Source organism: Pseudomonas sp. NGC7 (genome assembly GCF_047159675.1).
Classification (GTDB): domain Bacteria; phylum Pseudomonadota; class Gammaproteobacteria; order Pseudomonadales; family Pseudomonadaceae; genus Aquipseudomonas; species Aquipseudomonas kermanshahensis.
Genome location: NZ_BAAFZY010000001.1, coordinates 49,606 through 69,487, shown reverse-complemented (window position 1 = coordinate 69,487; position 19,882 = coordinate 49,606). Strand labels below are relative to the sequence as shown.

Genomic DNA, 19,882 nt, shown 5'->3' with positions numbered 1-19,882 from the left:
CAGCATGTTCGACTGGAACGATCTGCGGTTTTTCCTCGAGTTGCAGCGCAGCGGCCGTTTGCTCACTGCCGCCAAACGCCTCAATACCACCCACAGCACCGTCGCCCGGCATATCGAGAGCATCGAGAAAAGCCTGGGCACGCCACTGTTCGTGCAGCATGCCCAAGGCTACGACTTGACCCCGTCCGGGCAGGCCCTGCTCAAGCACGCCGAAGCCATGGAAAACGTCGCCTTGCTGGCGCAGGAAGAAATCACCCAAGCCATCACCCCGCTGGGCAAGATCCGCCTGGGGGTGACCGAAGGCATTGGCATCATGTTCTTCACCCCGCGCATGAACGCGCTGTTCGAGCGCTACCCAGGCCTTGAGGTGGAACTGGTGGCGGTGCCGCGCTTCGTCAGCATCCTCAACCGCGAGGCGGAAATCAGCATCCACCTGGAGCGGCCCAACGCCGACCTGCTGATCACCCGCAAGCTCACCGACTACCGCCTGGCGCTCTACGCCAGCCAAGCCTACCTCGACCGTGCACCGCCGCTGCGCAACCGCGAAGACCTGGCTCGGCACAGCTGGATCGGCTACGTCGATGACTTGCTGTTCAGCCAGGAGCTGCTGTTTCTCAACAGTTTCTGCCGCGCGCCCAACGTGGCGTTTCGCAGCACCAGCGTGATCGCCCAGCAACACGCGGCGCGCGCGGGCCTTGGCATTGCCGTGCTGCCCAACTTCATGGCGCGCCATGACCCGACGCTGGTCCGGGTGCTGCCCAGCGAAACCATCCAGCGCAGCTATTGGATCTGCACCCGTCGCGAGCTGCACAAATCGGTGCGCCTGCGGGTAGTGTGGGACTACCTGCTGGCGCTGTGTGCCGCCGAACAGGGCGAGCTGCTAGCCCAGTAGCGCCTTGCCGGCCAACAGCAGGGCGGCCGCCCAACCGGCCACGGCAAACATCTGCTGCAAGCGCGGCCCGGCGAGTTTGGCTGCCAATGGCCGCGCCAGCAGCAAACCGACCACCGCACCGAGCGCAAACGGTGCGCCGACCTGCCAGTGCATCACCCCCGCCAGGCTGGCGCTGACCACGCTCCCCGTGGACACCAGTGCAATCACCGCCAGCGAGGTCGAGACAATGCTGGCCATGCGCAAATTGGTGTAGCGGTTCAAGGCGGGGATGATCACAAACCCACCGCCCACGCCCAGCAACCCGGACAGCAACCCCGACAGCGCGCCGGTAAAGGCCAGGGCGCGTGCGCAGGGCAACGTCCAGCGTAAACGGCCCTGCAGCGGGTTGAGCACGCAGGGTTCGATGTAGCGGTGAGCATCGTTGGCTTCACCGCACAGCTCCCTGGCCGCCTTGCGCCAAATGCGCAGGCAGGCGTAGACCAGCACGCCGGCGAATACCAATGCCAGCGGCGTGTTGGGCACCCGGTGCGCCAGCATGAGGCCGAAGGGCGCGACCGCGATGCCGATCAGGGCAATGAACAACGCCGCTCGGTAGCGCACCAACCCCTGACGCAAACCCAGCACTGCCCCCACGGCGGCAGCAAGGCCCACCGCCAACAGGCCGACTGGCGCCGCCTCGGCCATCGACAGGCCAAGGCCAAACACCAGCAATGGCACCGCAAGAATACCGCCCCCCGCACCGGTCAAGGCCAGCACGGCACCGATGACCGCCCCCAAGCCTGCGCCCAACAGTTGGTGTTCGATCACTGTTTGGCCTCAGCTACCAATGGCTGCGGCCGCGCCAACCATTCACGCCCCTTGAGCATGCCTTTCCAGTACAACGGCGGCAGTACCCGCGCCTTGAGCAACCAGGCCAGGCGCGTCGGCCGTCGGCCATCGAGTAGCCAACGGGGGAAGCTCGGCGCCACTTTGCCGCCGTAGGTGAACTCGGCCAGCACGATCTTGCCGCGCTCGACAGTCAGCGGGCACGAACCATAGCCGTCGTACATGGCGAGGGTAGGGAGCCTGCCCAACCCCACCAACACGTTATTGGCCACTACCGGCGCCTGCTTGCGCGCTGCCGCAGCAGTCTTGGCATTACTGGTGTTGGCCACGTCGCCCAGGGCATGGATATTGGTGAACTTTCGATGGCGCAAGGTCTGCGGGTCGACGTCGACCCAGCCCGCGCTGTCTGCTAACGGGCTCTCGCGAATGAAGTCTGGCGCCACCTGCGGCGGCACCACGTGAAGCATGTCGAAGGCCTCGACTCGGGTTTCAGTGCTGCCGTCGGCCAAGGTACGCACGAACGTCGCGCGCTTGCCGGGGCCATCCACCGCCACCAGGCGATGGGCGTAGTTAAGGTCCACGGCGTACTTGTCGATGTAAGCCATCAGTGCGGGCACGTAGTCGGCCACGCCAAACAGCACGGCCCCGGCGTTGAAGAAACTGGCTTTCACATCCCCCAAGTGCCCGTGGCGCAGCCAGTGGTCGCAAGACAGGTACAGCGCTTTCTGTGGCGCACCAGCGCACTTGATCGGCATCGGCGGTTGGGTGAACAAGGCGCGACCCTGCTTGAGCTGCTGCACCAGTTGCCAGGTGTACGAGGCCAGGTCGTAGCGGTAGTTGGAGGTCACGCCGTTACGGCCCAGTGTCTCGCTCAGGCCGTCGATGGCCTGCCAATCGAGTTTCAGGCCTGGGCAAACCACCAACTGTTCATAGCTGATAGCGCGGCCATCTTCGAGTACGACCAACTGGCCCAAAGGGTCGAAGCCCTGCACGCGCGCCTTGATCCAATGTACGCCACGGGGAAGGGTCGAGGCCATGGTGCGCGCCGTGTCTGGCGCCTTGAACACGCCGGCACCGACCAGGGTCCAGCCGGGCTGGTAGTAATGCACGTCGGCGGGGTCGATCAGGGCGATATCCAGTGACGGATCACGGCTGATCAGGCTGGACGCGGTGGCGATACCGGCAGCACCGGCACCGACGATCACCACTTTGTGGTGGTCGGTATTGAGCGTTTTGGCAGGGTGGAGCAAGGCAGGCATGGCGGTATTTCCTGGAAATCTCGTTATGGGTAAAAGCGGTTAAAGCGTGTTCAGTGGAATCTTCAGGTAGCTCACGCCATTGGCCTCGGGCTCAGGGAAGTGGCCGCTGCGCATGTTGACCTGCACCGATGGCAGGATCAGCACGGGCATGTCGAGGGTCTTGTCGCGGGCTTCGCGCATGGCCACGAAGCTGTCTTCGTCGATGCCGTGGTGAATATGGATATTGCTGACACGTTGCTCGGCCACGGTCGTGACGTATTGCATGTCGCGCCCGCCCGGCAGGTAGTCGTGGCACATGAACAACCGGGTCTGGTCGGGGAAGGCCAGCAGGCGGCGGATCGAGCGATACAGGGTGCGGGCATCAGCACCGGGGAAGTCGCAACGGGCCGTGCCATAGTCGGGCATGAACAGCGTGTCACCGACGAACACCGCCGTTTCACCGCCATCGACCACCACATAGCTCATGCAGGCGGGGGTGTGCCCCGGCGTGTGCAAAGCACGGGCATGCAGGTTGCCGATACGGAAACCTTCCTCATCCTCCAGCAGGACATCGAACTGGCTGCCATCCCGGGCAAAGCCGGGTTCGGCATTGAACAGCGCGCCAAACACTTTCTGCACCTGGGTGATCTGCGCACCGATGGCGGTGTGGCCGCCGAGCTTGTCCTTCAGATAGGCCGCGGCCGACAGGTGGTCTGCATGCACATGGGTTTCCAGTATCCACTGCACCTCGGCATCGAGCGCCTTTACCCGGGTGATCAACCGGTCTGCCGAGGCGGTGCAGGTGCGCCCCGACTTGGGGTCGTAATCCAAAACGCTGTCGATCAACGCGCATTTGCGCGTCTCGCCGTCCATGAGCAAGTAGCTGATGGTCGAGGTCGCCTCGTCGAAGAAGGCTTCCACGTGAAGGTTGTTACCGATGATCATCACGTTCTCCAAAGTTTCCTACGCCCCCTATAGAGGCGTAGGCAGTGACCAGAGGTTTATCAAGATGCATTCCAGGGTTTTTCACAGGCCTTGGCCAATGAATACGGGCCAGGCTGGCGCTTGCCTGGCAACATGGCAGCCACGTTGGCAGTCGACTGTCAGCCAATGGCAGTGTTTGGCAGTCCTTGCTACCCTCCGCCGGGTTATCACATCGGTGCCGTCATGCCTGAGCCTCATCACATCATCCTAGCGTTGGTTTCCTACCTCGAACACGATGCCCTGCCCACCATCGTGCTGGACACGGACTACAACATCCTCGCAGCCAACGCGGCCTACCGCCGCCAGTTCGGCCGAGACCAGCAGGCGCCGCTGGGTGAAAAATGCCACAAGGTCTCGCACCACTATGCCGTGCCGTGCGACCAGGCCGGCGAGCATTGCCCCATGCGCAAGGCATGGGACAGCAAGGTGCCGGAACGTGTGCTGCACATTCATCACACGCCACGAGGCCCTGAGCATGTGGACGTCGAGTTGCGGCCGATCCTGGATGAGCAGGGCAGGGTGGTGGCCTTTGTCGAGCGCCTCACCACCATCACGCTCGCCGCAGCGCAACCTCAGCAGCAGGGCTTGGTAGGGCGGGCGCCAGCGTTCAAGGCAGCATTGGCCAGCCTGCAGCGCGCGGCGCCCGCGCAAATCCCGGTGTTGCTCCAGGGCGAATCGGGTACCGGCAAAGAGCTGTTCGCCCGCGCCCTGCACATGGGCAGCCCGCGCGCAAACGGGCCGTTGGTCGTGGTCGACTGCACCGCCTTGACCGAGTCGCTGTTCGAGAGCGAGCTGTTCGGCTACGAGAAAGGGGCATTCACCGGCGCCAACCAACGCAAGATCGGTCTGGCCGAAGCCGCACATGGCGGCACGTTGTTCCTCGACGAAATCGGCGAAGTGCCGATGGCCATGCAGGTCAAGCTGCTGCGCCTGATCGAGTCCGGCAGCTTCCGCCCGGTGGGCAGCCTGCGGACCGTGCACTCGGATTTCCGTTTGGTCTCGGCCACGCACAAGCCGCTCAAGAAAATGGTCGCCGAAGGTACGTTCCGTGAGGATCTGTATTACCGCATCAGTGGCTTTCCTATACGGCTGCCTGCCCTGCGTGAGCGCGTGGAGGACCTGCCATTGCTGGTCGAGAGCCTGCTCCAGCGTATGGCTGGGCAGCCCGCGCCCAGGTTGGCCGATGACGCATTGAAGCACCTCGGGCTGCATCCGTTCCCGGGCAATATCCGCGAGTTGCGTAACATCCTTGAGCGGGCACGGCTGTTTGCCGATGACGGGCTGATCCGTCCCGAGCACCTGCCTGACGACATCGGCCCACCGATTGCACCCGGCGTGACCAGGGGCCGAGGCCATAGCGACCTGAGTGAGCTGGCGCAGGCGCTGGAGCAGTTTCAGGGCCCACGCAGTGAGCTGGCGCGCCACTTGGGCATGAGTGAGCGCACCCTCTATCGACGCCTGAAGGCACTGGGCCTGGGCACGTAGGCAGTCTAGGCCTTGCCCACCTTTACCTGACCTTTACCTCGAGCCAAGGAGTAGCTTGGCAAAACCGCTGTCTGATCCATTAACCGCACCAGGCGAACAGAACTTGCGCTGGGCATTAACATGCAGAGGATCAGCAACACATGAAGAAAACCCTGACCGTGCTGTGCGCCGCGCTGATGTTCAGCGCGCCGCTGGCCAGCTTTGCTCAACCGGGCCCACCCCCGGGGCATGGCAACGGCCCCTCCCATCAGGGCAACACACCGCATGGCAACGGCCAGCACGGCAAACAGCCGCAGGGTCGGCCGGGTAACGGCCATGCGCCAGCCCCTTACCAAAACCCGAACTTCCGTCCACAGCCGGGTATGCCGATACCTCATCAGCAATGGCAACGCGGGCATGCCGTTGACCCCCATTACCGCGGCGATCGCTACTGGGTAACCGACTGGCGTGCACGTCACCTCTATGCGCCACCGCGTGACCACCGTTGGTTGGCTGTGAATGGCGACTACGTGCTGGTGGCGATTGCCAGTGGGGTGATCGTGAACATTCTCAGCGGCTACTGACCCACCGTACCGCACGCATAAAAAAGCCCGCTTTCGCGGGCTTTTTTTGTCGTTCAACCTACACCTGATCAGAAGTCCAGGTTCGATACCGACAGCGCGTTGCTTTCGATGAACTCGCGGCGAGGTTCCACTGCGTCGCCCATCAAAGTGTTGAAGATCTGATCGGCAGCGATCGCGTCTTCGATGGTGACCTTGAGCATGCGGCGCACGGTTGGGTCCATGGTGGTTTCCCACAGCTGGTCCGGGTTCATCTCACCCAGCCCTTTGTATCGCTGGATGGTGTGGCGCTTGGTGCTTTCGTTCATCAGCCAGTCCAGGCCTTCCTTGAACTCGACGATTGCCTTGCGGCGCTCGCCACGCTGCACATAAGCACCTTCGCCCAGCAGGCTGGCCAGCTTGGAACCGATGTTGACCACGGTACGGTAGTCGTTGCTGCCGAAGAAATCGCGGTTGAAGGTGATGTAGCTGGCCAGGCCGTGCGAGGTGATTTCCACTTCCGGCAGCCAGACATTGCGTTCCTTGTCTTCGCGCAGGCTGGCTTGATACGCCAGGCCCGACTTCTGGGTGCTGCTCAGACGCTCCTGGAACTTGGCCAGCCAGGCCTGCATCACAGCGTGGTCGCCCAGTTGCTCCAGGGTAACTTCCGGCAGGTAGATGAAGTGCTCGGTCAGCTCCTGTGGGTACAGGCGCGACAAACGCTTGAGGGTCTTCATCACGCCACGGAACTCGTTCACCAGGCTCTCCAGCTGAACACCGGAAACCGCTGGCGCCGACTCGTCCAGGTGCAGGCTGGCATCTTCCAGGGCCGATTGGGTCATGTACTCTTCCATGGCCTCGTCGTCCTTGATGTACTGCTCCTGCTTGCCTTTCTTCACCTTGTACAACGGTGGCTGGGCAATGTAGATGTAGCCACGCTCGACCAGCTCTGGCAGCTGACGGAAGAAGAAGGTCAGCAGCAGGGTACGGATGTGCGAACCGTCAACGTCAGCATCGGTCATGATGATGATGTTGTGATAACGCAGTTTGTCGATGTTGTACTCTTCGCGACCGATACCACAGCCCAGTGCGGTGATCAGCGTACCGACCTCCTGGGACGAGATCATCTTGTCGAAGCGAGCCTTCTCGACGTTGAGGATCTTACCCTTCAACGGCAGGATCGCCTGAGTGCGACGGTTACGACCTTGCTTGGCCGAACCACCGGCGGAGTCACCCTCCACCAGGTACAGTTCGGAAAGGGCAGGGTCCTTCTCCTGGCAGTCGGCCAACTTGCCTGGCAAGCCCGCGATGTCCAGTGCACCTTTGCGGCGAGTCATTTCACGCGCCTTGCGCGCGGCTTCGCGGGCACGGGCGGCGTCGATCATCTTGCCGACAACAGCTTTGGCTTCGTTCGGGTTCTCGAGCAGGAAGTCCGAGAAGTACTTGTTCATCTCCTGTTCCACGGCGGTTTTCACCTCCGAGGAAACCAGCTTGTCTTTGGTCTGGGAGCTGAACTTAGGGTCAGGGACCTTGACCGAGATGATCGCGGTCAGGCCTTCACGGGCGTCATCGCCCGTGGTCGCCACCTTGTTCTTCTTGGCCAGGCCTTCCTGCTCGATGTAGCTGTTCAGGCTGCGGGTCAGCGAAGAACGGAAACCCACCAAGTGAGTACCGCCATCGCGCTGCGGAATGTTGTTGGTGAAGCACAGCAGGTTTTCGTTGAAGCTGTCGTTCCACTGCAGGGCAACTTCAACACCCACACCATCGTCACGCTGGACGTTGAAGTGGAACACCTGGTTGTTCACCGGCGTCTTGTTGGTGTTCAGGTACTCGACGAACGCACGCAGGCCGCCTTCGTATTTGAAGAACTCTTCCTTACCGCTGCGTTCATCCTTGAGCAGAATGCCGACGCCCGAATTGAGGAACGACAGTTCACGGATCCGCTTGGCCAGGATGTCCCAGCTGAAGTGGATGTTCTTGAACGTCTCAGCCGAAGGCTTGAAGTGGATGTGGGTACCGGTCGTTTCGCTGTCACCCACAATCGCCATCGGCGCTTGAGGGACACCATGAACGTAGGTTTGCTCCCAGATCTTGCCGCTGCGACGCACGGTCAGCACCAGCTTCTCGGACAGGGCGTTAACCACGGAAACACCCACACCGTGCAGGCCGCCCGAAACTTTGTACGAGTTGTCGTCGAACTTACCGCCGGCGTGCAGCACGGTCATGATGACCTCGGCTGCCGATACGCCTTCTTCTTTATGCACGTCAACCGGAATGCCGCGACCGTTGTCGCGCACGCTGATGGATTCATCCGTGTGGATGATGACAGTGATGTCATCGCAATGACCGGCGAGGGCTTCGTCGATCGAGTTGTCGACCACTTCGAAGACCATGTGGTGCAGGCCGCTACCATCATCGGTGTCGCCAATGTACATGCCGGGACGCTTGCGTACGGCATCCAAACCTTTCAGCACTTTAATGCTGGAGGAGTCGTACGTTTGATTTTCGCTCATGCCTTCACTCCCGATGGTCGTGGGTCTGGGTGATACGGCCCTGTTCCACGTGGAACAAAGCAACTGGCGTTTCCGTCTGCCAGCCTTCCCTCAGTAATTCGTGATCTACACAGGTGATGAACACCTGGCAGCGTAATTCTTCTAGCAAGCGGCACAATGCGCGGCGGTGTTGCTCGTCCAGTTCTGACGGCAAGTCATCCACGAGATAAATACAGTGACCGCGGCGAGCCTGGCTGACGAGGTGCCCTTGGGCAATGCGTAGCGCACACACCACAAGTTTCTGCTGCCCTCGCGACAGAATGTCGGCTGCGTTATTGGCAGCCAAACGAAGACGCAGATCAGCACGCTGCGGACCGGCCTGGGTGTGGCCCATTTGCTGGTCACGAAGAAGAGAGGAGGCGAGTACTTCGTTGAGTTCCCGGTCCTTGTCCCAGCCTCGGTAATAGCTCAGGGTCAACCCGTCAAGCTCGACCAGTTCGCTCAGGGTTCGCTCGAAGACGGGCTTCAAGGCCTTGAGGTAGTTGCGACGGTATTCATCTATTTCCGCGCTGGCCAGGCACAATTCCCGATCCCAGGCGGCTTGCGAAGCTGGGTCAAGTGTACCATGCCGCAACCACGAGTTCCGCTGCCGGAGCGCCTTCTGCAGACGTTGCCAGGCAGGCAGAAAACGAGGTTCCACGTGGAACACTCCCCAATCCAGGAATTGGCGGCGAATTTTCGGGGCGCCTTCCAACAGCCTGAAACTGTCTGGGTTAATCAGCTGCAGGGGCAGCAACTCGGCCAACTGCGCCGCGCTTTTGGCATTCTGCCCGTCAATACGGATGGTGAAATCACCTTGCCGCTCGCGAGATACGCCCAGGTTGCTGGTGCCCCCCGACGTCAACTCAACCTCGCCAAACACGGTGCAAGCTGGCTGCTCGTACTGGATGACCGGGTTCAGGCGGGTACTGCGGAACGAGCGCGCCAGCCCCAGCAAGTGCACAGCTTCGAGCACACTGGTTTTGCCGCTGCCGTTAGCACCGTAGAGGATGTTGATGCGGGGAGAGGGTGAGAGGGTCACCGGGTGCAGGTTGCGCACCGCGGTGACCATGATACGTCGAAGGGACATTCAGTCTGCTACAGGTTACAGACGCATCGGCATGACAACGTAGGAAGAGTCATCATTGCCAGCCTCCTGCAGCAGCGCACTGCTGTTGGAGTCGGACAGAATCAGACGCACCTGCTCGGTCGTCATCACGCCCAGCACGTCCAGCAAGTAGCTGACGTTGAAGCCGATCTCCAGCGCGCTGCCGTTGTAGTCGACGCTGATCTCTTCTTCTGCTTCTTCCTGCTCAGGGTTGTTGGCCTGAATCTTCAGTTGGCCAGCGGCCAGTTGCAGGCGAATGCCGCGGTACTTTTCGTTGGACAGGATCGCGGTACGGCTGAATGCCTCACGCAGCGCCTGACGATCACCGATTACCAGCTTGTCGCCACCCTTAGGCAGAACACGCTCGTAGTCCGGGAATTTGCCATCCACCAGCTTGGAGGTGAAGGTGAACTCGCCGGTGGTTGCGCGAATGTGGTGTTGCCCCAGGACGATGCTGACCATGCCTTCCGGATCAGTCAGCAGGCGCGCGAGCTCCAGGATACCTTTGCGCGGCACGATCACCTGGTGGCGATCATCCTGCTCGATGGGCGCGCTCATGGAGCACAGCGCCAGGCGGTGGCCATCGGTAGAGACGGCGCGCAGGGTATTACGCGACACCTCCAGCAGCATGCCGTTGAGGTAGTAGCGCACATCCTGCTGAGCCATGGCAAAGCTGGTGCGCTCAATCAGGCGGCGCAGCTTGCTCTGTTCCAAGTTGCAGGTCAGCGAGCCTGGGCCTTCTTCCACCGTCGGGAAGTCATTGGCGGGCAGGGTCGACAGGGTGAAGCGGCTGCGGCCGGCCTTGACCAACAGTTTTTGCTCGTCGACCTTGATATCGATCAGGACGTCGTTTGGCAGGCTTTTGCAGATGTCCATCAGCTTACGGGCCGGGACAGTGATTTCGCCAGGCTCGGCTGGCTCTTCCAGTTGCACGCGGCCTACCAGTTCGACTTCCAGGTCGGTACCGGTCAACGACAGCTGCTGGCCTTGCACAACCAGCAATACGTTAGACAGGACCGGCAAGGTCTGACGGCGCTCGACGACACCGGCGACCAGTTGCAGGGGTTTCAACAGGGCTTCGCGTTGAATGGTGAAATGCATGGTCTAGTCCCTTGCCTTCAATTAGCTGCGCAGACGGCCATCAGGTCGTCAGCGTCCGCAGCAGGTTCTTGTAGTCCTCGCGGATGTCCGCGTCGGATTCCTTCAGTTCGTTGATTTTGCGGCAGGCGTGCAGCACGGTCGTGTGGTCGCGACCACCAAACATGTCGCCGATCTCCGGCAGACTGTGGTTGGTCAGCTCCTTCGACAGGGCCATGGCTACCTGGCGCGGGCGCGCAACAGAACGCGAGCGACGCTTGGACAACAGATCGGAGATCTTGATCTTGTAGTACTCGGCCACTGTGCGCTGAATGTTATCCACACTGACCAGCTTGTCTTGCAGCGCCAGCAAGTCTTTGAGCGATTCGCGAATCAGTTCGATGGTGATGTCGCGGCCCATGAAGTGCGAGTGAGCGATCACCCGCTTCAGGGCACCTTCCAATTCGCGGACGTTAGAGCGGATGCGCTGGGCAATAAAGAAGGCAGCGTCATGCGGCAGCTCGACTTTAGCCTGGTCCGCTTTCTTCATCAGAATCGCGACACGCGTTTCCAGCTCGGGAGGCTCTACCGCAACGGTGAGGCCCCAGCCGAAGCGGGATTTCAGACGTTCTTCCAGGCCTTCGATTTCCTTCGGGTAGCGGTCGGAGGTGAGGATCACCTGCTGGCCGCCCTCGAGCAGGGCGTTGAAGGTGTGGAAAAACTCTTCCTGGGAACGCTCTTTGCGGGCGAAGAACTGGATGTCGTCGATCAGCAACGCATCGACCGAGCGGTAGAAGCGCTTGAATTCGTTGATGGCATTGAGCTGCAGCGCCTTGACCATGTCCGCGACGAAACGCTCCGAATGCAAGTAGACCACCTTGGCATTCGGATTTTTCTTCAGCAGGTGGTTACCCACAGCATGCATCAAGTGGGTTTTACCCAAGCCCACACCCCCATAAAGGAAGAGCGGGTTGTAGCCATGCTTCGGGTTGTCGGCGACCTGCCAGGCAGCGGCCCGCGCCAGCTGGTTCGACTTACCTTCGACGAAGGTGTCGAAAGTGAACGTGCGGTTCAGGTAACTGGTGTGCTTGAGGGCACCTTCAACCTGAACAGTGCGCTGTTCGGTGCGGGTGTTGGTAGCCGGTGCCGGCGCAGGCTCGGCCATGGCATCAAAGCTGTCACGCGACGAAGGCTCGGCAACCTCATTGACCTGCGCAGCTTCCACAGGCGCAGCGGCAGGCTCTACCGACATCGCAGCAGGCGCGGCTTTTTGTACCTGGGTCTGCGCCAGCGAAGCGGCCACAGCGGCACTGACCGGCGCATTGGGCGCGGCCCGCGGCGCCGAGCTGCGACGGCTGCCTATTAATAAGGAAAGGGCAGGCGCAATGCCGCTGCCGTTCTCACCCAACAGCTCGAGCAGACGACCCAGGTACTTTTCATTGACCCAATCGAGAACGAAACGGTTAGGCGCATAGACGCGCAACTCGTCGCCTTCGGCTTCGACCTGTAGCGGACGGATCCAGGTGTTGAATTGCTGGGCAGGCAGTTCATCGCGCAGAAGCTCCACGCACTGCTGCCAAAGTTCCACTGACACGGATATCCCCTGAGTTTGAAAGCCGGATGAGGCAAAAACAAACCGCCATTGTACCGGTCGAGCGATCAGTTATCCACATGTGGATACGTTAGGAGCCATGACAAAACAGCCATTTATCGACCAAAACGGCTTTATTGCGCTGTGCATAAGCTCTGTGGATAACCGCGCCTGAGGGCTATGCACAACCCTGGGTTGAGATCTGTGGATAATTCACCTGTGGATAATGAGCACTTTAATCCACAGCTTCTGCGCATGCGGAGCACAAGCGCAGCACCGGATACCGACAGGGTTTCAAAACTCTGTACAGCCCGCTATTTCTGGGCTGCAGAACGTTATCCACAGAAAGTTATCCACTTAAGATTTATAAGTTCTTTAAGAAAGCTTTTTAAATGTCTCTTCTTTTTTTTCATGTTATCCCCCGATGTGCGTTCACGCTAAGGCCGTGTCTGGGCAGCGTCTGATCGACCGAGCCCGTCACGCCTTCTATAAGGAATGACTGGTTGGAAATTGACCTATTGGCTTGCTTTCTCTAGAATCGCCGGTCTCTTAAAAAGGGGGCCATCCCGGCCGTCGTCGACAAACCCAGGTAACACGCCATGAAACGTACTTTCCAACCAAGCACCATCAAGCGCGCGCGCACTCACGGTTTCCGTGCTCGTATGGCTACCAAGAACGGCCGCGCTGTTCTGTCGCGTCGTCGTGCCAAAGGCCGTAAGCGTCTGGCCATTTGATTTTTCGGCACAGGTGGTGAGTCAGGACTTCAGTCGGGAAAAGCGACTGCTTACACCCCGACATTTCAAAGCGGTCTTCGACTCCCCAACCGGCAAGGTTCCAGGGAAAAACCTGCTGATCCTTGCTCGCGAGAACGGCCTCGATCATCCGCGCCTTGGCCTGGTGATCGGCAAGAAGAGCGTCAAGCTCGCCGTTCAACGCAATCGCCTCAAGCGCTTGATGCGCGATTCCTTTCGTCTGAACCAGCAGATACTCGCTGGCCTGGACATCGTGATCGTCGCGCGCAAGGGATTGGGTGAGGTAGAAAACCCGGAATTGCATCAACACTTTGGCAAGCTCTGGAAACGCCTGGCGCGCAGCCGGCCTTCTCCAGCGGTTAGCGCCGATTCCGCAGGGGTAGACAGCCAAGATGCGTAAACTGGCACTCGTTCCGATCCAGTTTTACCGTTATGCCATCAGTCCTCTGATGGCCAGTCACTGTCGTTTCTTCCCCAGCTGCTCCTGTTACGCTTACGAAGCCATCGAAAACCATGGCTTATGGCGTGGTGGGTGGCTGGCCGTTCGTCGCCTGGGGCGTTGTCATCCGTGGAACGACGGCGGTTTCGATCCCGTTCCACCCGCTCCTTCCTCCCGAACTTCTTCGATAGCCGAGTAATCATGGATATTAAACGCACGATCCTGATCGCCGCGCTGGCAGTCGTGTCCTACGTCATGGTCCTGAAGTGGAACGATGACTACGGCCAAGCTGCCCTGCCGACTCAGAATACTGCTGCCAGCACTGTTGCTCCGGGCTTGCCCGATGGCGTGCCGGCCGGTAACAACGGTGCCAGCGCCGATGTACCGAGCGCCAACGCCGAATCGAGCCCTGCCGAACTGGCACCGGTCGCACTCAGCAAGGATCTGGTCCGCGTCAAGACCGATGTTCTGGAACTGGCTATCGACCCGGTGGGTGGTGACATCGTCCAGCTGAACCTGCCGAAGTACCCACGCCGTCAGGACCACCCGAACATTCCGTTCCAGTTGTTCGACAACGGTGGCGAGCGTGTTTACCTGGCCCAGAGCGGCCTGACCGGCGCCAATGGCCCGGACGCCCGTTCCACGGGTCGCCCGCTGTACGCGGCTGAACAGCGCAACTACCAGCTGGCCGATGGCCAGGAACAACTGGTGGTGGACCTGAAGTTCAGCGACAACGGTGTGAACTACATCAAGCGCTTCAGCTTCAAGCGCGGTGAGTACGACCTGACCGTCAGCTACCTGATCGACAACCAGAGCAGCCAGGCTTGGAGCGGCAACATGTTTGCCCAGCTCAAGCGTGACGCCAGTGGCGATCCGTCTTCGAGCACGGCCACCGGCACCGCTACCTACCTGGGCGCCGCCCTGTGGACAGCTGCCGAGCCGTACAAGAAAGTGTCGATGAAGGACATCGACAAAGGTAGTTTGAAAGAAAATGTGTCCGGCGGCTGGGTCGCCTGGCTGCAGCACTACTTCGTCACTGCCTGGATCCCGGCCAAGTCGGACAACAACGTTGTCCAGACCCGCAAGGACAGCCAAGGCAACTACATCATCGGCTACACCGGCCCAGCCATCAGCGTTCCGGCTGGCGGCAAGGTCGAAACCAGCGCCATGCTGTACGCCGGTCCGAAGATCCAGTCCAAGCTCAAAGAGTTGTCCCCAGGCCTGGAACTGACCGTCGACTACGGCTTCCTGTGGTTCATTGCCCAACCGATCTTCTGGCTGCTGCAACATATCCACAGCCTGCTGGGTAACTGGGGCTGGTCGATCATCGTCCTGACCATGCTGATCAAAGGCCTGTTCTTCCCGCTGTCGGCTGCCAGCTACCGCTCGATGGCGCGCATGCGTGCCGTGGCGCCGAAGCTCGCTGCGCTGAAGGAACGCTTCGGTGATGATCGCCAGAAGATGTCCCAGGCGATGATGGAGCTGTACAAGAAAGAGAAGATCAACCCGCTGGGTGGCTGCCTGCCGATCCTGGTTCAGATGCCGGTATTCCTGGCCCTGTACTGGGTACTGCTGGAAAGCGTAGAAATGCGCCAGGCCCCATGGATGCTGTGGATCACTGACCTGTCGATCAAGGATCCGTTCTTCATCCTGCCGATCATCATGGGCGCCACCATGTTCATTCAGCAGCGCCTGAACCCGACGCCGCCGGATCCGATGCAGGCCAAGGTAATGAAAATGATGCCAATCATCTTCACCTTCTTCTTCCTGTGGTTCCCGGCTGGCCTGGTGCTGTACTGGGTTGTGAACAACTGCCTGTCGATTTCGCAGCAGTGGTACATCACCCGCAATATCGAAGCAGCGACTAAAAAAGCTGCTGCTTGACGGGCTGCTAGTCTGTGAATAAAAACGCCCCCTAGTGGGGCGTTTTTGCTATCTGTCGTTTTTGTCGTAGAGGCTTTCGAGCATGAACACTGTGCGTGAGACCATCGCTGCCATCGCTACCGCCCAAGGCCGCGGTGGCGTGGGCATTGTCCGCTTGTCTGGCCCTCTGGCGGCCAAGGCAGGCCAGCTCATCACCGGCCGCACCCTGACGCCTCGCCATGCGCATTACGGGCCCTTCCGTGATGACCAGGGCCTGGTCCTGGACGAAGGCATCGCGTTGTACTTCCCGGGGCCGAACTCGTTCACCGGTGAGGATGTGCTCGAGCTGCAGGGGCATGGTGGGCCGGTGGTCCTCGACATGCTGCTGCAACGCTGTGTACAACTTGGTTGCCGCCTGGCCCGGCCCGGTGAGTTCAGCGAGCGTGCGTTTCTCAACGACAAGCTCGACCTGGCGCAAGCCGAGGCGATCGCCGACCTTATCGAGGCCAGCTCCAGCCAGGCCGCGCGCAATGCCTTGCGTTCGCTACAAGGTGAGTTCTCCAAGCGTGTGCACAGCCTTACCGAGGCGCTGATCGCCTTGCGGATCTATGTCGAAGCGGCGATCGACTTTCCTGAGGAGGAGATCGACTTCCTCGCCGATGGCCACGTGCTGTCGATGCTGGACGCGGTGCGTGGCGAGTTGTCCACAGTGCAACGCGAAGCCGGGCAGGGCGCTTTGCTGCGCGATGGCATGACCGTAGTTATTGCCGGCCGTCCGAATGCGGGTAAATCCAGCCTGCTGAACCGCCTTGCGGGCCGCGAAGCCGCCATCGTCACCGACATCGCCGGCACCACCCGCGACATCCTGCGTGAACATATCCACATCGATGGCATGCCGTTGCATGTGGTCGACACTGCAGGCCTGCGTGATACCGATGACCATGTGGAAAAAATCGGCGTCGAGCGGGCGCTCAAGGCCATTGGCGAAGCGGATCGTGTATTGCTGGTGGTGGATTCCACAGCCCCGGAAGCCGCAGACCCGTTTGCCCTCTGGCCGGAGTTCCTCGATCAGCGGCCAGACCCTGGCAAAGTCACCCTGATCCGCAACAAGGCTGACCTCAGTGGTGAGGCCGTGGGCCTGGAACAGTGTGACGACGGCCATGTGACCATCACCCTCAGCGCCAAGGACGACGACAGTGGCTTGCAGTTGCTGCGCGACCACCTCAAGGCCTGCATGGGTTATGAACAGACCGCCGAGAGCGGTTTCAGCGCCCGCCGGCGCCACCTCGATGCTCTGCGCCAGGCCAGCGATCACCTGGAGCATGGCCGCGCGCAATTGACCCTGGCGGGGGCCGGTGAGCTGCTGGCTGAGGACCTGCGACAGGCTCAGCAGGCCCTGGGAGAGATCACAGGGGCGTTCAGCTCGGATGACCTGTTGGGGCGCATCTTCTCCAGTTTCTGCATCGGTAAGTAATCCACAGGCCTTCAAAAGGCACTCGCACCACCAGGCCGCTCCTTCGGGAGCGGCTTTTTTTTGCCCGGCGATTGGTTAGCAAGGGGCTGTGGGTAGCAAAAGCACGGCTCGACTTCCGGTTTTATTTCATCCACAGCAGCCAAAACACTCGCCTGTACCCTGTGGAAAACCCTCCATCAGCTCTCTTGATAACCCCCTCTTTTTCTTGAGGAAAAAACCGCTTGTGCATAAGTAGCACTTTAATCCACAGGCTAAAGGACGTTATCCAGAGGCCTTATGGCACTTGGATAACAGGGTTTAATTTCTCTGTACACAGCGCAGTGTAAGGGCTGTGTAACTTTATCCACAGAAAGGTGTGTGCATAAGAATAAACATAAAAACAAAGCTTTTTTAAATCTCTCTTCGTTGTTTTTGTTGTCTGCCACTCATCCACAGCCTGATCAAATTTTGCGCAAGCGGTTCCTTTGCAAGGGGGTAAGTCCCTATACTTGTCCGCTTACCTTCTCTATTCGCAAAACAGGCACGAGGTGCGTGGTGGATTTCCCTTCCCGTTTTGAAGTGATCGTCATCGGCGGCGGCCATGCCGGTACCGAGGCTGCGCTTGCGTCTGCACGCATGGGTGTGAAAACCCTGCTGCTGACCCATAACGTGGAAACCCTCGGTCACATGAGCTGCAACCCCGCGATTGGCGGTATTGGCAAAAGCCATCTGGTCAAAGAGATCGATGCGCTCGGCGGTGCCATGGCATTGGCCACCGACAAGAGCGGCATCCAGTTCCGCGTTTTGAACAACCGCAAAGGCCCGGCCGTACGCGCCACCCGAGCGCAAGCTGACCGCGCCATTTACAAGGCTGTGGTTCGCGAAATCCTGGAAAACCAGCCAAACCTGTGGATATTCCAGCAGTCCTGCGACGACCTGATCGTCGAACAGGACCAAGTCAAAGGCGTGGTGACCCAGATGGGTCTGCGCTTCTTTGCCGACTCCGTGGTGCTGACGACCGGGACCTTCCTCGGTGGCCTTATCCACATCGGTTTGCAAAACCATTCCGGCGGTCGCGCCGGCGATCCGCCTTCGATTGCCCTGGCGCACCGCATGCGTGAACTGCCGCTGCGCGTAGGCCGTTTGAAAACCGGTACCCCGCCGCGTATCGATGGCCGGTCGGTAGACTTCTCGGTCATGACCGAGCAACCGGGCGATACGCCGATCCCGGTCATGTCGTTCATGGGCAACGCGCAGATGCATCCGCGCCAGGTGAGCTGCTGGATTACCCACACCAACGCCCGCACCCACGAAATCATCGCGTCGAACCTCGACCGTTCGCCGATGTACTCGGGTGTGATCGAAGGTGTTGGCCCGCGCTACTGCCCATCGATCGAAGACAAGATCCACCGTTTTGCCGACAAGGAAAGCCACCAGGTATTCATCGAGCCGGAAGGCCTGAACACCCATGAGCTGTACCCCAACGGCATCTCGACTTCGCTGCCGTTCGACGTGCAGCTGGAGCTGGTGCGCTCGATTCGCGGCATGGAAAACGCCCACATCGTGCGCCCGGGCTACGCCATCGAGTACGACTACTTCGACCCGCGTGACCTGAAGTACAGCCTCGAGACCAAAGTCATCGGCGGCCTGTTCTTCGCTGGCCAGATCAACGGCACCACCGGTTACGAAGAAGCCGGTGCACAAGGCCTGTTGGCCGGTACCAACGCTGCACTGCGTGCGCAAGGCCGCGAAAGCTGGTGCCCGCGCCGCGACGAGGCGTACATCGGCGTACTGGTCGACGACCTGATCACCCTGGGTACCCAGGAGCCGTACCGCATGTTCACCTCGCGTGCCGAGTACCGGCTGATCCTGCGCGAAGACAACGCCGACCTGCGCCTGACCGAAAAAGGCCGCGAACTGGGCCTGATCGATGACCAGCGTTGGGCCGCGTTCTGCGCCAAGCGTGATGGCATCGAGCGTGAGGAACAACGCCTGAAGTCGACTTGGGTTCGCCCGAATACGCCGCAGGGCCAGGCAGTTGTGGATAAGTTCGGCACGCCGTTGAGCCACGAATACAGCCTGCTCAACCTGCTGGCGCGGCCGGAAATCGACTACGCCGGCCTGATCGAGGCCACCGGTGGTGATGAAATTGATCCACAGGTTGCCGAGCAGGTCGAGATCAAGACCAAGTACGCGGGCTACATCGACCGCCAGCAGGACGAAATCGCTCGGCTGCGCGCCAGCGAAGACACCCGCCTGCCTGTGGATATCGACTACACCACGATTTCTGGCCTGTCGAAGGAAATCCAGGGCAAGCTTGGCCAGACCCGTCCCGAGACGTTGGGTCAGGCTTCGCGTATCCCTGGTGTGACACCAGCGGCCATTTCGCTGCTGCTGATTCATCTGAAAAAACGCGGCGCAGGCCGCGAATTGGAGCAAAGCGCTTGAGTTCCCTGGTCACCCCGCAACACGCCGAAGAATTGTCCACAGGCGCGCGCCAGCTCGGCATCGAGCTGAGCGCGCAGCAGCACGAGATGCTGCTGGGCTACCTGGCCCTGTTGATCAAATGGAACAAGGCCTACAACCTGACTGCCGTGCGTGATCCGGACGAGATGGTTTCGCGGCATCTGCTCGACAGCCTCAGCGTCATGTCGTTTATCCACAGCGAGCGCGATAACTGGCTGGATGTCGGCAGTGGGGGTGGCATGCCAGGCATCCCCTTGGCTATCCTGCACCCGCACAAGCAAGTGACGGTTCTGGACAGCAATGGCAAGAAGACCCGCTTCCTGACCCAGGTCAAAATGGAACTCAAGCTGGACAACCTGCAGGTTATCCACAGCCGGGTCGAAGCATTCAAACCGGCGCAACCGTTCAGCGGAATCATCTCTCGTGCCTTCAGCAGCATGGAGAACTTCACCAACTGGACCCGCCATCTGGGCGACACCGGGACGCAATGGCTTGCAATGAAGGGGCTGCATCCTGCCGATGAACTGGTAGCATTGCCCGCAGACTTCACAGTGGAAAGCGAGCAGGCCCTGACCGTTCCGGGTTGCCAGGGCCAGCGCCATCTGCTGATACTGCGCCGCAAGGCATGACTGGGAACAC

17 protein-coding genes are annotated in these 19,882 nt (G+C 60.3%); 10 read left to right on the top strand and 7 right to left on the bottom strand.

All coding sequences use genetic code 11. The features are described from left to right. Positions 1 to 4: 4 nt before the first annotated feature. Positions 5 to 892: a LysR family transcriptional regulator gene (locus ACMCNM_RS00330; RefSeq protein WP_027592060.1), complete on the top strand. Its 888-nt coding sequence runs from the start codon at positions 5 to 7 to the stop codon at positions 890 to 892. On the opposite strand, the gene ACMCNM_RS00325 is transcribed toward ACMCNM_RS00330, so the two are convergent. Genes ACMCNM_RS00325 through ACMCNM_RS00315 form a run of 3 tightly spaced genes read right to left on the bottom strand, consistent with a single transcriptional unit; the run spans position 881 to position 3,900 of the window. Further along, on the bottom strand, positions 881 to 1,699 hold the full coding sequence (locus tag ACMCNM_RS00325) for a sulfite exporter TauE/SafE family protein (protein WP_412763768.1): 819 nt from the start codon (positions 1,697 to 1,699) through the stop codon (positions 881 to 883). The two genes, ACMCNM_RS00330 and ACMCNM_RS00325, sit on opposite strands and share 12 nt — an antisense overlap. Continuing rightward, a complete protein-coding gene (locus ACMCNM_RS00320; protein ID WP_412763767.1) occupies positions 1,696 to 2,976 on the bottom strand; it encodes an FAD/NAD(P)-binding oxidoreductase in 1,281 nt (426 codons plus the stop codon). Before ACMCNM_RS00320 ends, ACMCNM_RS00325 begins: the two co-directional genes overlap by 4 nt. A 39-nt stretch (positions 2,977 to 3,015) precedes the next feature. Next, positions 3,016 to 3,900 carry an MBL fold metallo-hydrolase gene (locus ACMCNM_RS00315; protein ID WP_412763766.1) on the bottom strand — a complete coding sequence of 295 codons (885 nt, stop codon included), beginning with the start codon at positions 3,898 to 3,900 and terminating at the stop codon, positions 3,016 to 3,018. Between the two features lie 222 nt (positions 3,901 to 4,122). Here ACMCNM_RS00315 and ACMCNM_RS00310 point away from each other — a divergent pair, with 222 nt between their 5' ends. Both ACMCNM_RS00310 and ACMCNM_RS00305 read left to right on the top strand, forming a co-directional pair. After that, complete coding sequence (locus ACMCNM_RS00310) at positions 4,123 to 5,424, top strand: sigma-54 interaction domain-containing protein (RefSeq protein WP_412763765.1); 1,302 nt, start codon at positions 4,123 to 4,125, stop codon at positions 5,422 to 5,424. Between the two features lie 140 nt (positions 5,425 to 5,564). Beyond that, positions 5,565 to 5,987 carry an RcnB family protein gene (locus ACMCNM_RS00305; RefSeq protein ID WP_412763764.1) on the top strand — a complete coding sequence of 141 codons (423 nt, stop codon included), beginning with the start codon at positions 5,565 to 5,567 and terminating at the stop codon, positions 5,985 to 5,987. A 68-nt stretch (positions 5,988 to 6,055) separates the two neighbouring features. Here ACMCNM_RS00305 and gyrB read toward each other — a convergent pair whose 3' ends face one another. The 4 genes from gyrB to dnaA are packed head-to-tail and all read right to left on the bottom strand — an operon-like array spanning position 6,056 to position 12,273. Further along, positions 6,056 to 8,476: a DNA topoisomerase (ATP-hydrolyzing) subunit B gene (gene gyrB / locus ACMCNM_RS00300; RefSeq protein ID WP_027592066.1), complete on the bottom strand. Its 2,421-nt coding sequence runs from the start codon at positions 8,474 to 8,476 to the stop codon at positions 6,056 to 6,058. Positions 8,477 to 8,480: 4 nt separating this feature from the next. Next, positions 8,481 to 9,584, bottom strand: coding sequence for a DNA replication/repair protein RecF (recF, locus tag ACMCNM_RS00295; RefSeq protein ID WP_412763763.1), 1,104 nt, complete (start codon positions 9,582 to 9,584; stop codon positions 8,481 to 8,483). A 15-nt stretch (positions 9,585 to 9,599) separates the two neighbouring features. Beyond that, positions 9,600 to 10,703 carry a DNA polymerase III subunit beta gene (gene dnaN / locus ACMCNM_RS00290; RefSeq protein WP_085272137.1) on the bottom strand — a complete coding sequence of 368 codons (1,104 nt, stop codon included), beginning with the start codon at positions 10,701 to 10,703 and terminating at the stop codon, positions 9,600 to 9,602. Positions 10,704 to 10,743: 40 nt separating this feature from the next. Further along, positions 10,744 to 12,273, bottom strand: a complete 1,530-nt coding sequence (dnaA, locus tag ACMCNM_RS00285) for a chromosomal replication initiator protein DnaA (RefSeq protein ID WP_027592069.1) — start codon at positions 12,271 to 12,273, stop codon at positions 10,744 to 10,746. A 596-nt stretch (positions 12,274 to 12,869) separates the two neighbouring features. On the opposite strand from dnaA, the gene rpmH reads away from it, so the two are divergent. The 7 genes from rpmH (at position 12,870) to rsmG (ending at position 19,872) form a co-directional block, all read left to right on the top strand. Continuing rightward, positions 12,870 to 13,004, top strand: a complete 135-nt coding sequence (gene rpmH, locus ACMCNM_RS00280; RefSeq protein ID WP_003253163.1) for a 50S ribosomal protein L34 — start codon at positions 12,870 to 12,872, stop codon at positions 13,002 to 13,004. Between the two features lie 13 nt (positions 13,005 to 13,017). After that, complete coding sequence (gene rnpA / locus ACMCNM_RS00275; protein WP_077068714.1) at positions 13,018 to 13,422, top strand: ribonuclease P protein component; 405 nt, start codon at positions 13,018 to 13,020, stop codon at positions 13,420 to 13,422. Then, the gene (yidD, locus tag ACMCNM_RS00270; RefSeq protein WP_075046823.1) at positions 13,415 to 13,660 is read left to right on the top strand and encodes a membrane protein insertion efficiency factor YidD; all 246 of its coding nucleotides are present in this window, start codon (positions 13,415 to 13,417) and stop codon (positions 13,658 to 13,660) included. Before rnpA ends, yidD begins: the two co-directional genes overlap by 8 nt. 2 nt (positions 13,661 to 13,662) lie before the next feature. Further along, positions 13,663 to 15,345: a membrane protein insertase YidC gene (gene yidC, locus ACMCNM_RS00265; RefSeq protein ID WP_186679308.1), complete on the top strand. Its 1,683-nt coding sequence runs from the start codon at positions 13,663 to 13,665 to the stop codon at positions 15,343 to 15,345. A gap of 82 nt (positions 15,346 to 15,427) precedes the next feature. Beyond that, positions 15,428 to 16,798: a tRNA uridine-5-carboxymethylaminomethyl(34) synthesis GTPase MnmE gene (mnmE, locus tag ACMCNM_RS00260; protein WP_027592072.1), complete on the top strand. Its 1,371-nt coding sequence runs from the start codon at positions 15,428 to 15,430 to the stop codon at positions 16,796 to 16,798. 534 nt (positions 16,799 to 17,332) lie between these two features. Next, a complete protein-coding gene (mnmG, locus tag ACMCNM_RS00255) occupies positions 17,333 to 19,225 on the top strand; it encodes a tRNA uridine-5-carboxymethylaminomethyl(34) synthesis enzyme MnmG (protein WP_085272138.1) in 1,893 nt (630 codons plus the stop codon). Beyond that, positions 19,222 to 19,872 (top strand): 16S rRNA (guanine(527)-N(7))-methyltransferase RsmG, encoded by a 651-nt coding sequence (rsmG, locus tag ACMCNM_RS00250; protein WP_186679315.1) that lies wholly within the window; start codon positions 19,222 to 19,224, stop codon positions 19,870 to 19,872. The genes mnmG and rsmG overlap by 4 nt, the downstream gene beginning before the upstream one ends. Positions 19,873 to 19,882: the final 10 nt, after the last annotated feature.

Coding starts and splice junctions, on each gene's coding strand:
- ACMCNM_RS00330 (WP_027592060.1), top strand. CDS start 5: ATGTTCGACTGGAACGATCTGCGGTTTTTCCTCGAGTTGCAGCGCAGC.
- ACMCNM_RS00320 (WP_412763767.1), bottom strand. CDS start 2,976: ATGCCTGCCTTGCTCCACCCTGCCAAAACGCTCAATACCGACCACCAC.
- ACMCNM_RS00315 (WP_412763766.1), bottom strand. CDS start 3,900: ATGATCATCGGTAACAACCTTCACGTGGAAGCCTTCTTCGACGAGGCG.
- ACMCNM_RS00310 (WP_412763765.1), top strand. CDS start 4,123: ATGCCTGAGCCTCATCACATCATCCTAGCGTTGGTTTCCTACCTCGAA.
- ACMCNM_RS00305 (WP_412763764.1), top strand. CDS start 5,565: ATGAAGAAAACCCTGACCGTGCTGTGCGCCGCGCTGATGTTCAGCGCG.
- gyrB (WP_027592066.1), bottom strand. CDS start 8,476: ATGAGCGAAAATCAAACGTACGACTCCTCCAGCATTAAAGTGCTGAAA.
- recF (WP_412763763.1), bottom strand. CDS start 9,584: ATGTCCCTTCGACGTATCATGGTCACCGCGGTGCGCAACCTGCACCCG.
- dnaN (WP_085272137.1), bottom strand. CDS start 10,703: ATGCATTTCACCATTCAACGCGAAGCCCTGTTGAAACCCCTGCAACTG.
- rpmH (WP_003253163.1), top strand. CDS start 12,870: ATGAAACGTACTTTCCAACCAAGCACCATCAAGCGCGCGCGCACTCAC.
- yidD (WP_075046823.1), top strand. CDS start 13,415: ATGCGTAAACTGGCACTCGTTCCGATCCAGTTTTACCGTTATGCCATC.
- yidC (WP_186679308.1), top strand. CDS start 13,663: ATGGATATTAAACGCACGATCCTGATCGCCGCGCTGGCAGTCGTGTCC.
- mnmE (WP_027592072.1), top strand. CDS start 15,428: ATGAACACTGTGCGTGAGACCATCGCTGCCATCGCTACCGCCCAAGGC.